10 protein-coding genes are annotated in these 10827 nt (G+C 73.0%); 3 read left to right on the top strand and 7 right to left on the bottom strand.

Annotated features, from left to right (window positions below; genetic code table 11):
- Positions 1–129 precede the first annotated feature (129 nt).
- From H9640_RS13750 to H9640_RS13720, 7 genes are all read right to left on the bottom strand, one after another.
- On the bottom strand, positions 130–759 hold the full coding sequence (locus tag H9640_RS13750; protein ID WP_191791278.1) for a LysE family transporter: 630 nt from the start codon (positions 757–759) through the stop codon (positions 130–132).
- Between the two features lie 203 nt (positions 760–962).
- On the bottom strand, positions 963–1598 hold the full coding sequence (locus H9640_RS13745; RefSeq protein ID WP_191791277.1) for a hypothetical protein: 636 nt from the start codon (positions 1596–1598) through the stop codon (positions 963–965).
- Positions 1599–1632: 34 nt separating this feature from the next.
- Positions 1633–2769: a DUF6545 domain-containing protein gene (locus H9640_RS13740; protein WP_191791276.1), complete on the bottom strand. Its 1137-nt coding sequence runs from the start codon at positions 2767–2769 to the stop codon at positions 1633–1635.
- Positions 2766–3182: an ImmA/IrrE family metallo-endopeptidase gene (locus tag H9640_RS13735; RefSeq protein WP_191791275.1), complete on the bottom strand. Its 417-nt coding sequence runs from the start codon at positions 3180–3182 to the stop codon at positions 2766–2768. Before H9640_RS13735 ends, H9640_RS13740 begins: the two co-directional genes overlap by 4 nt.
- Positions 3179–3616, bottom strand: a complete 438-nt coding sequence (locus H9640_RS13730; RefSeq protein WP_191791274.1) for an XRE family transcriptional regulator — start codon at positions 3614–3616, stop codon at positions 3179–3181. Before H9640_RS13730 ends, H9640_RS13735 begins: the two co-directional genes overlap by 4 nt.
- Before the next feature lie 380 nt (positions 3617–3996).
- Positions 3997–4518 carry a class Ib ribonucleoside-diphosphate reductase assembly flavoprotein NrdI gene (gene nrdI / locus H9640_RS13725; protein ID WP_191791273.1) on the bottom strand — a complete coding sequence of 174 codons (522 nt, stop codon included), beginning with the start codon at positions 4516–4518 and terminating at the stop codon, positions 3997–3999.
- A 156-nt stretch (positions 4519–4674) separates the two neighbouring features.
- Entirely contained in the window at positions 4675–6336 is a 1662-nt protein-coding gene (locus tag H9640_RS13720; protein WP_191791272.1) for an FAD-dependent oxidoreductase, read from the bottom strand.
- 116 nt (positions 6337–6452) lie between these two features.
- Between H9640_RS13720 and H9640_RS13715 the strand changes: the two genes are divergently transcribed.
- The 3 genes from H9640_RS13715 to H9640_RS13705 all read left to right on the top strand — a co-directional run bounded on the left by H9640_RS13715 (position 6453) and on the right by H9640_RS13705 (position 10723).
- Positions 6453–7130 carry a TetR/AcrR family transcriptional regulator gene (locus tag H9640_RS13715; RefSeq protein ID WP_191791271.1) on the top strand — a complete coding sequence of 226 codons (678 nt, stop codon included), beginning with the start codon at positions 6453–6455 and terminating at the stop codon, positions 7128–7130.
- Between the two features lie 440 nt (positions 7131–7570).
- Entirely contained in the window at positions 7571–8218 is a 648-nt protein-coding gene (locus H9640_RS13710; RefSeq protein WP_318243776.1) for a hypothetical protein, read from the top strand.
- Between the two features lie 111 nt (positions 8219–8329).
- Positions 8330–10723: a glycoside hydrolase family 3 C-terminal domain-containing protein gene (locus H9640_RS13705; protein ID WP_191791270.1), complete on the top strand. Its 2394-nt coding sequence runs from the start codon at positions 8330–8332 to the stop codon at positions 10721–10723.
- Positions 10724–10827: the final 104 nt, after the last annotated feature.

The raw sequence follows: 10827 nt of genomic DNA, 5'->3' as shown, positions 1-10827 counted from the left end.
CCCCCCCCCCCCCCCCCCCCCCCCCCCCCCCCGGGGGCCTCGTCGTTCCTGCCCGACGGCGGCGCTCGCCCTGGGCGGTCGGGCGGTGCGCCCGGTGCGGACCGGCGCGCGCTGGCGGCTCACGAACCGTCAGGCCCCGAGCGCGAGGTGCACCGCGAGGCCGAGGATCACGAGCCCGCCGACGGCCGCGGTGACCCGTTGGCCCGTGTCGTCGGTCAGCGCGCGTCCGAGCACCGCGCCGCCGCCCGCGACGACCAGCTGCCAGCTCGCGGAGGCGAGGAACGCCGCGGCGACGAACACGGCGCGCTCGGGCCCGGTCGCGTCGGGACCGAGAGCCCCGCCCGCGACGAGCACGGCGAAGTAGACGACGGTCGCCGGGTTGACGAGCGTCAGCCCGAGCAGCGTCGCGTAGGCGCGCACGGGAGTGGTGTCGCTGGTCGCCGGGCGGGGCGTGGCGCCGTCGGGCACGACGCGCTGGAGAGCCGGGCGGACCGTGCGCCACGCGAGGAGCACGAGGACCGCGACCGACGCCCACGTGAGCGGCGTGCGGATCGACGCGACGAACGGCGCGACGACCGCGCCCGCGACCACGGCGATCGTCGCGTAGACGCCGTCCGCGGTCGCCGTGCCCAGGCCCGCCGCCGCGCCCACGGTGAAACGCGTGCGCGCCGTGAGCGTCACGAGGTAGACCGCGATGGCGCCGACGGGGATCGCGATCGCGTACCCGGCGACGAGGCCCGCGACGAGCGCGGCCGTCATCGGTCCGGGTGAGGTCGCCGCGACGGGAGGCCCTGCTGTCGCCGGGCAGGTCGCGCGGGAGCGGCGTGCGGGCGGTGAGCGGGCGTCGTCGGCATGGATCGAGGATCACCCCTGAGGGCCGGGCCGTCAAGCGTCCTTCGGTGCCTCCCCCTCCTCCTGCCCGACGGCGCCGCTCGCCCCCGGGTGAAGGGACGGGTCGGTCGTCAGCCGACGAGCAGGGCCGCTGCGACCGCGCCCACCAGCATGCCGAGCACGAGTCCCGTGACGACCTCCGCGCGGGAGTGGTCGCGCACGCCGAGCCGGGCGAGGCCCACGACCGCTGCGACGACCAGCAGGCCGGCCGTGAGCCACCACGACAGCGCGGTCGCCACGCCCGCCGCCACGGAGAAGACGCCCGTGTGCACCGACGCCCGCACGACCGGGGTCACGAGGGCGAGCGCGACGACCCCCGCGAGGTACGCCGTGAGGAGCTGGATCAGCAGAGCAGGCGCCCCGGTGGCGTGCAGCACGAGGATCGCGGTGACCTCGATGACGATCAGCCCGGCGAAGACGACCAGGCGCTGGGCGCGGGGACGCACGTGTCGCGACTCGAGGACCCGCAGGCGGGCCAGGCCGTGCACGAACAGGTAGGGCAGCCCGCCGCACAGGAGCACGGCGAGGGCGACGTGGCGGAGGCCCGAGACGCCGGGGGAGGCGTACAGCGCGGTCGCGAGCACGAGCGCGGCGACCGTGTAGCCGGGGGCGAGCACCTCGGTCACGAGGACGGCCCAGCGGGGGACGCGCGCCGTGGCGTCCGAGGCCTGCTCGGCCGACGGCGCGGTGGGGACGGGGTGGGGCATGGCTCTCCGGTGTGCGGGCGGTGTGCGGTCGCGGTCAGTGGTGGTCGTCGCGCTCGTTGCTCCGCGGGAGCGGCGAGCCCTCTCGCCCGTCGTACCCGAGCACGGACACGAGGACGCTCTCGCGCCGCTCGCTGGTCTGCTCCCGGAACGCCCGGCCGAGGTCTCGCAGCGCGTCGTCGTCGGTGACCCAGTCGCTCCAGTCGGCGGGGACAGGTGGGCGTTCGTCCATCCCCCGGCGGGTCGCGGCGACGTCGATCTGCAGGGCGCGCAGGACGGGCTCGGGAGCCTCGCCGACGAGGGAGCGGACCCGCGCCGCGTCCTGCGGCTCGGAGTACCGGGCGAGGGTCGCGAGCGCGTCCATGATCTCGATCGTGCGGTGGTACTCCGCGACCTCCGGCCGGACGGCGGGCAGCCGGGACTCGGCGACCGTGTCGACGAGGTGGGCGTGCAGCGCGCTGAGGTCCGCGCGCCGACGGCGCCGGGTCCGGGCGGCCGTGAGCAGGTGTCCCATGATCCCGATCGTGAGCAGGACGCTCGACGTCGCGATGAGGTATCGGGTGCGGATGCCCAGGACGCGGAACTGCTCGACGCCGTCGGGTTCCTGCAGGACGATGTTGACGGCGCTGAGCAGCGCCCACAGGACGCCGACGAACGCTCCGGCCGCGGCCAGGTCCATGCCCCACCGGCCACCGCGCGGTCGCTCGCCCCGGGCCCGGAGGGTCGAGACGCCGAACGTGGCCGTGGCCCACAGGAACGCGCCGTAGTAGGCGGCCCAGTAGAGGGCCATCCATGGCTTGCCCGCGGTCTGGAAGTCGAAGTCCCGTCGTTCCCACGGCCCGTTGAGGACGAAGACCACGACGAGCACGCTCACGACGCCGACCACGCCCGTGACGACGAAGCGGGGACGAGGACGCCGGCCCTGGGTCCCCTGGACCCAGGCCGCGATGCACAGGCAGCCGGCGACGAGCAGCGCGTGCTTGGCGAGCTCGTGCAGCCCGGCGGGGGCGCTGGTCAGCACGAAGGACTCCACGGCGTCGATCCGCAGCGCGGACGCCGCAGCCACGAGGCCCAGGCCCCAGGTGAGCGCGCGGTCGCCGTCGAGGTGTGAGCGGTGCCGCAGGGCGGTCCACACCGCGGCCCCGGCGAAGAGCAGGAAGGCGAGGTAGGTCACCGGTAGCGCTCCATGCCGGCGAGCCGGTGGGCGACACCACCCGTCGCCTCGATCGACATCATGAGCTCGCTCGCGAGGGACTCGGCACGGTGCTCGACGGGGTCCTCGTAGCGGTTGCGCCGCTGCGGGCCGGGGGGCGGGGCCGTGGGGTCCTCGCACGCGTCGAGGATGTGGACGAGCTCGTGGGCGATGATGTGCCGGCGGTGGCGCGCGGACAGGGCGGCCTCGGAGCTGACGAGGATCTTCTCGCCGTCCGGCAGGCTGAGCCACATCCCCGAGACGCCTTCGCCGAGCGGGCCGTCGACGACGTCGACGGGGCGCCCGCGCCGGGTCGCGACGATCGCGCGCGCCTCGTCGATGCTGCGTGCGCGGTCGAGGCCGGCGTCGGTGAGCCAGGCGCGATGGTCGGTCACGGTTCGTCGTCGGGGTCGACCGCCGGCAGGGACTGCATGCGTCGCATCTGGTCGAGGAGCTGGGTCACCGCGCGGACGTTCTCCGCCGAGAGCCCTTCGGCGCGCATCGCGAAGGCCTCGACACCGTGGTCGGTGAGGGCGAGGCGCAGCTCCTTCTTGGGGTCTTCCCCGGTGTCGAGCAGGTCCTTGGGCTCGACACCGAAGTACGCCGCGAGGCCCTCGATGATGCGCAGCGAGGGCGAGGTCCGGTGGCCACCGCGCAGCGCGCTCAGGTAGGCCTCCTTCACGGCGTAGCCGTGCTCGGTCATCCAGGTCGCGACCTCGCGGTTGGTCGCGCCGCGTCCGGCGCGCTGCCTGTTCGCGAACAGCTCGTTCAGCCGGTGCTGGAACGCGCGGCTGAGCCGCTCGCCCGGGGGGGTCTCCTGTGTCGTCACGAGTCGATTGTCCCAGGAGCAGCGGTGTGGTGGTAGCGGGTGGGACCAGGTGGGCTCGACGGTGGGACGTGGCGTCGAACCGTCCGGTGGAAGGCCGGCGTCGAGGCGGTGGGCGGGAGCCCGCTCGTGACGGCATCGTGCGGCCCCTGCGCACGTGTGGTGCAGTTCACATGAGAGCTCTCTCATCTACGGGAACTTCGCCTCCCGCGTCGCAGTGCTCTCAGTAGAGTACGGATGTCGCGCTCGTGACGGTCGAGGCCTTGGGGGTCGTGCGTCCCGTCCGAGTGCGACCGCCCGGCGCCTCCGGGGGAGCAGGGGGTCCCCGGAAGGCGCCGGTGCCGTGCTGCCCCGCGGCCTTCCCCCGGTCGGACCGCTCCCGGCTAGGCCTGTGCAGCCGCCTCGCGCCTCGCGTGCTCGACGCCGAGCGCCCTGTCCAGGTCGTCGAGGACGCGCCGCGCCTCCTCGACGTCCCACGTCGTCCCCTGCAGCTCGAACTCGAAGAGCACGGGGCGCCCCGAGGTCCGGGCGATCTGACGGCACGCGGCCTGGTAGTGCTCGCCGAAGTTCCTGTTGCCCGACCCCATGACCCCCACCAGACGGCGCCGTGTGAGCGGGCTCGCGAGGAAGCGGCGCACCGGTTCGGGGATGGTGTCGTTGTCGACGTTCCCCGTCTTGTACGACGGCGTGAGCAGCACCCAGGGCCCGTCCGGGACGGAGCGGCGGACCTCGCGGTCACCCAGGTCGAGGACCTCGCGGCCCAGGCGGTGCGCGAACGAGCGCACCATGCCCGACGCCGACGAGTAGAAGTAGACGACGGTGCGTACCGGGCTCCCCGTGGCGCCGAGGTCCCCGGGTGAGCCCGCAGCGAGAGGAGCGTGATCGGGACGGTCGGCGTCGGGCATGGGTGTGGCACTCCTCAGGGGGTGGGGGACCCTCCAGTCCACACCTGCCCCGCCCTGCTCGCCAGGGCACAAGGTCCCGTCCCGAGCGCCGGGGTGCGCGTCCGGACAGGGGCGCCGGTGTGCTCCCGCGGGGAGGCGGAAGCACACCGTCCCTCGTCAGGGTGCTGCCGTCACGACCGCGCGCGACGCGGCGTGGCGTGCACCGAGATAGCCGAACACGACGGCCGGCCCGATCGTCGAGCCAGGACCCGGGTAGGTACGGCCCATGACCGCGGCGGTCGAGTTGCCCGCGGCGTAGAGCCCTGGGACGGGCGTGAGGTCCTCGCGCAGGACCGCGCCGTGCTCGTCGGTGAGGAGCCCGCCCTTGGTCCCGAGGTCACCCGGGACGATCCTCACGGCCGTGAACGGTCCCTTCTCGATCGCGCCGAGGTTCGGGTTGGGCCTGACGCCGGGGTCGCCGTAGTAGCGGTCGTACAGCGAGTCGCCCCGGTGGAAGTCCTCGTCGACGCCCGAGCGCGCGAATCCGTTGAAACGCTCGACGGTCGCGGTGAGGTGCACGGGTTCCATGTGGAGCAGCCGGGCGAGGTCCTCGAGCGTGTCGGCGACGACGAGCGTCCCGGCCTTCTCGAGCTTCTTGGTGCCTGACGGTGCGATCGTGAACAGGTACCTCCGGCGCGCCCGGGAGTCCAGGACGAGCCAGGACGGGACCGCAGGCGCGGTGCGGTCGCGCTCGAGCATCGCGTGCCCGAAGTCGATGTAGCTCGCCGACTCGTTGGTGTATCGCCGACCTTGCTGGTCCACCACGATGCTGTACGGCATGCTGCGCTCGCTCAGCACGAAGCCGTTCATCCCGCTGTCGTTGGCGACCCCGGCCCCCCACCACGCGTCGTCCATGAGGGCCAGCGCCCCGCCGACCGCCGCCCCTGCTTCGATCCCGGTGCCGAGGTCGCCGCCCGCGGCCGCGCTCCACCCCGGGACCCCGTGGTACTTCTCGCGCCACTCGGTGCGGTGCGCGAAGCCGCCGGCCGCGACGACCACGCCTCCCCGGGTCCGGACCGTCCGCTGCCCCGTCGGTCCGCCGAGCACCGCCCCGACGACCGCGTCCTCCTCGACCACGAGTTCGACGAGAGGGGTGCTCAGCAGGACGGGAGTGCCCTGGGTGCGGACGACCTGCATGAGCGAGCACACGAGCGCCGCGCCGATGCCCGCGGGACGCTGCCCGCGCACCAGGGAGCCGAGCGTGCGACCCACGAAGCGCGCACCGCGGACGAAGCCCCCCGGCGACGACCATGCCCGGGCGAGGAGCCAGACGTCGTCGGTCCGGAGGGGGAGCGGCATCCCGCCGTCGGTCATGCGGGAGTACTTGATCCACGTGCCGAGCCGACGGGTGTCGAAGGCCTGGGCCTCGATGCTGCGTCCGACCATCCCGCCGGGCTGCTCCGGGTAGTAGTCGGGGTAGTCGGTCGCGCGGACCCAACGGACGCCGTGCTTCTCGAGGCTCGTGACGACCTCAGGCACTGCCTCCACGAAGGCCCGCTTGCGCGCGGGCGACGTGGCGGGGCCCGCGTCCTCGACGACCGCGTCGAGGTACGTCAGCGCCTTCTCGACCGAGTCCTCGACGCCGTCGCGCGCCATGAGCGGGTTGGCCGGCATCCACAGCCCGCCTCCGCTGCGCATCGTCGTACCGCCCCAACGGTCCGTGCCCTCGACCAGAAGGACCTTCGCGCCGGCGTCGGAGGCGGCGACCGCCGCCGAGAGCCCTGCCGCACCGGTCCCGACCACCAGGACATCGACCTCGTCGTCCCACGACCGCTCCATCGCGGCCTCCTCTCACGCGCAGCCTTCGCGCTTCGACAGAACCGGAGGATGATCCTCCGTATCGTGAATGTAGCGGGCGCTACGCTGCTGCGGAAGAGGCCGACCGAGGGGGAACGATGTCCGAGCCAGTCCTGCGCGCCGACGCGCAGCGCAACCGCGACCAGGTCGTCGCGGCGGCCACGTCCTTGTTCCTCGAGGTCGGCCCCGACGTCGCCCTCGAGACCGTGGCTCGCGAGGCCGGAGTCGGCATCGGCACGCTCTACCGCCGTTTCCCCGACCGGGAGGCACTTCTGCGCGCGGTCCTGCAGGACGCCCTCGAGGGTCTCCTGACCGACATGCGCTCGGCACGCGACGGTGAGCCCACGGCCTGGGCAGCGCTCGTCGGTGCGCTCGGCTGGTCGCACCGGCTGCGCGTCGTCCTCACCTTGACGGGCTCGCTGACGGGCCCGCTGACGGGCCCGACGACCGGCCCGACGACGACGGCCGCCCCGACGACGGCCGGGTCCGCCGACCGTGCGCACGACGCGGGTCTCGTGCACGTCCGCGACGAGCTCGTCGACCTCGTCGACGAGCTCGTGGGTGCCGCCCAGCGCGAGGGGAGCCTGCGCTCGGACGTCGCGACCGGAGACGTGATCCTGCTCATGGCGGCCGTCAGCCGGGGGCTGCCGCGCGGGACGGCCAGCGCGGCGAACGCCTACACCCGGGCTCACGCACTCGTCCTCGACGCGCTGCGCGCCCCCGCGGCGACGCGGCTGCCCGGAGAACCCACGCGGGTCGGCGACCTCCCGATCTAGCCGGCCCCTGCGGTCGTCGCCCCGCTGCTCGTTCGCCGACGGCCGACGCGCGACGGCGCGGGCAGGCCGGGCGACAGGTTGTGCGTCAGAACCGACAGGTTATGCAAACCGACGGCCCGCCCCGTCAGGTGTGCGCTGTGATGAGTTCGTTATCAACCGACCAGCGGCACCAACGTCGCTGGCCACCTGGACGTCGCAGCCCTCCGCGGAGGTGGGTACTGACTCCGACGTCGCCCGAGTCCGCCCGGTCGACGGCGCAGGCGGGGCGATCCCACCATGCGGCAGCTCGTGGACAGTCGAAGGAGACACACCAGTGGACCCACGCACGCATCCCGCCCCTCCCGGGGCCGACGCCGTGTCCAGCGACCACTCCCGGGCGAACCCCGGGGCGAGCCCCCGGCTCGCGCGGACGCGGGCCCGAGGACACCGGGGAGGCGACCGTGCGCTCGTTCTGGGCTGATCTCTCCGAGCGTCGGCCCACGGTCGCGCAGTTCATCATGTTCTCGCTCCTGAGCACAGGGATGACGGTGCTCCAGCTGGCGCTCATGCCGTTGTTCAAGGGGATCTTCAACCTGACGCCCCTCGTGGACCAGACGTTCCAGGCGCTCGCCGTGAGCACGAACACGGACGGCTCGCCGTTCTACCTCTTCGACTACGCGGCGGGTGCCCTTCCCGGCGGCGGCGGGGGACTGGCGTACTTCCTCGCGGTGCAGGTCACGCTGCTCATCGCCCAGGTCATCAACTTCTTCCTCCAGCGCAACGTCACGTTCAAGTCGGACACGAACATCTGGCGTGCTGCCGCCTGGTACTTCGTCGCCTACGTGGTGATCACCTTCGCGGCCGCAGCGCTGCAGGGCTTCTACAAGGAACCGATCTACCAGTGGATGGTCGAGCGCTGGGGCAGCACCGGGGAGGTCGGGGCGGACCTCGTCACGATGATCATCAACGCGCTGATCTCGGTCGTCGTGTACTTCCCGATCCTCAAGATCATCTTCAGGCAGACGCCCGGGACCGACGGGGGTGCGGGTGCCGGGCCGGCCGACGTCGCCGTCGCGCCGACCGAGCCCCTCGCCGAGGCGGCGCGCTAGACCGCGACACCTGGCCTCAGAGCAACGCATCCCGTCGTACCGGTCGGGCGTGCAGAACCACACCAGTGCACCCATGAGAGACGACCTCCGTGGGGGAACGGAAGCAGAACCATGACGGAAGAACTGACCACGCTCGAGAAGGCCGCACTCCTCAGCGGGGAGAGCGTCTGGGAGACGCGGGCGGTACCTCGGCACGGCATCCGGACGTTGTGGCTGTCCGACGGTCCGCACGGCATCCGCAAGCAGACGGGCTCGGCCGACCACCTCGGCCTGGGTGCGTCGCAGCCCGCGACCTGCTTCCCGACGGCGGCCACGGTCGCGAACAGCTGGGACCCCGAGCTGGCGCTGTCGGTCGGGGAGGCGCTCGGCGCCGAGGCCGCGCACCAGGGTGTGGACGTCCTGCTCGGCCCTGGTCTCAACGTCAAGCGCAGCCCGCTGTGCGGGCGCAACTTCGAGTACTTCTCCGAGGACCCGCTCCTGTCCGGGCGTCTCGCTGCCGGCTACGTGCGGGGCATCCAGTCGCGGGGCGTCGCGGCCTGCCCCAAGCACTTCGCGGCGAACAGCCAGGAGCTGCGCCGCATGACGAGCGACTCCGTCGTGGACGAGCGGACGCTGCGTGAGATCTACCTGACCGGCTTCGAGGTCGTGGTCCGTGAGTCCTCGCCCTTCGCGATCATGTCGAGCTACAACCTGATCAACGGCACGTACGCCAACGAGAACCCGTTCCTGCTCCAGCAGGTGCTGCGGGACGAGTGGGGCTTCGACGGTGCGGTCGTGACGGACTGGGGCGGCGGCAACGACGCGGTCGAGGCGGTCCGCCGCGGCGGGACGCTCGAGATGCCCTCGCCGGGCCTGGACTCGGCGGCGCAGATCGTCGCCGCCGTCGAGCGCGGCGACCTGGACGTGGCCGACCTCGACGCGCGCGTCGAGGAGATGAAGGTCCTCGGGAGCCGGATCGGCGGGGCGGGACGTGAGGTCGACCTCGACGCGCACCACGAGCTGGCGCGCACCGTCGCCGAGCAGAGCGCGGTGCTGCTGCGCAACGAGGACCACCTCCTGCCGTTGGCGTCGGGGACCCGGGTCGCGGTCGTCGGAGACTTCGCCGGGACGCCCCGCTACCAGGGCGCCGGCTCCTCGGTCGTCAACCCGACCCGGCTCACGACGGCCCTGGATGCCCTGAGCGCCTCGGACCTGCAGGTCGTGGCGACCGCGCAGGGCTTCACGCGCGGCGGGTCCTCGGACCCCGCGCTCGTCGCGGAGGCCGTCGACGCGGCGCGCGCGGCGGACGTGGTGCTGCTGTACCTGGGCCTGGACGAGATCAGCGAGTCGGAGGGGCAGGACCGGAGCCACCTGCGGCTGCCGCAGAGCCAGGTCGAGCTGCTGGCGCGGCTCTCCTCGGTCACGAGCCGGATCGTGGTCGTCCTGAGCGCCGGGTCCGTCGTGGAGGTGCCCTGGCTGTCGCAGTGCGGCGCCCTGGTCCACGGCTACCTGGGCGGTCAGGGCGGCGCAGAGGCAGTGGTGCGCGTCCTCACGGGGGCCGTGAACCCGTCGGGCCGTCTCGCGGAGACGTACCCCGTCCGGCTCGAGGACGTCCCCAACGTGCGGTACTACCCGGGCGAAGGGGTCGACGCCGAGTACCGCGAGGGGCCCTACGTGGGCTACCGCTACTACTCGACGGTCGGCGTCCCGGTCACGTTCCCCTTCGGGTTCGGGCTGAGCTACACGACGTTCGACTATGCCGACCTCGCGGTCGACGCCGACGGCGTGACGTTCACCCTGACCAACACGGGTGACGTCGCGGGGGCCGAGGTCGCCCAGCTCTACGTCGGGCGTCAGGACGCCGACGGCGTGCACCGTCCCGTGCGCGAGCTCAAGGGCTTCGCGAAGGTGCACCTCGCGCCGGGCGAGTCCCGACGGGTGCGCATCGACTTCGACCGGTTCACGTTCCGGCACTTCTCGACGACGTCGGGCACCTGGGAGACCGAGGGGGGTGCCTGGACGCTCGCCGTGGCCTCCGACGTGGAGACCGTTCTCCTGGAGGCCGATCACGTCGTCGCGGGCCCTGCCGCGAGCGCGGTCCCGGCGTTGCCCGAGGAGTACCGGACCGGCCGCGTGACCGACGTGTCCGACGAGGCGTTCGCCGCGCTCCTGGGCCGTCCGCTCGCCCTGCGAGGCCGAGGGACCGGGCCGCTCGGCGTCAACAGCCCGTTGTCGGACATGGAGCACGCACGGAGCCCGCTGGCCCGGTTCGCCTACCGCGAGCTCGCTCGACGGATCGCGCGGGCCGAGGCCAAGGGCACCCCGGACCTGAACCTCCTGTTCCTGCGCGGCATGCCGTTCAGGGCGATCGCGAAGATGACGAACGGCGCGATGAGTATGGACATGGCCGAGGGCCTGCTCACGATCGTCAACGGCCACTTCTTCCGCGGGGCGGGGGCCCTGGTCTCAGGGTTCTTCCGCAACCGTCGGGCGACCCGTCGGATGCGGGCCGAGCTCGCGCGCTGACGCGCTCGTCCGGTTCGTTCCTTTTCCCGTGAGAGTGAGTGTGTGATGTTCGGTCGGATTGGTCAGGCGTGGTCGGGGTTTGCTGAGCGGCGTCCGGGGGCGGC

Source organism: Oerskovia gallyi (genome assembly GCF_014836745.1).
Taxonomy (GTDB): domain Bacteria; phylum Actinomycetota; class Actinomycetes; order Actinomycetales; family Cellulomonadaceae; genus Oerskovia; species Oerskovia paurometabola.
The sequence above is the reverse complement of the archived record's forward strand: the minus strand, read 5'-3'. Positions and strand labels throughout refer to the sequence as shown.

Bases quoted from the DNA above. Each gene is read 5' to 3' on its own strand.
- H9640_RS13745 (WP_191791277.1), bottom strand. From the start codon at position 1,598: ATGCCCCACCCCGTCCCCACCGCGCCGTCGGCCGAGCAGGCCTCGGAC.
- H9640_RS13705 (WP_191791270.1), top strand. From the start codon at position 8,330: ATGACGGAAGAACTGACCACGCTCGAGAAGGCCGCACTCCTCAGCGGG.
- H9640_RS13715 (WP_191791271.1), top strand. From the start codon at position 6,453: ATGTCCGAGCCAGTCCTGCGCGCCGACGCGCAGCGCAACCGCGACCAG.
- H9640_RS13750 (WP_191791278.1), bottom strand. From the start codon at position 759: ATGACGGCCGCGCTCGTCGCGGGCCTCGTCGCCGGGTACGCGATCGCG.
- nrdI (WP_191791273.1), bottom strand. From the start codon at position 4,518: ATGCCCGACGCCGACCGTCCCGATCACGCTCCTCTCGCTGCGGGCTCA.
- H9640_RS13720 (WP_191791272.1), bottom strand. From the start codon at position 6,336: ATGGAGCGGTCGTGGGACGACGAGGTCGATGTCCTGGTGGTCGGGACC.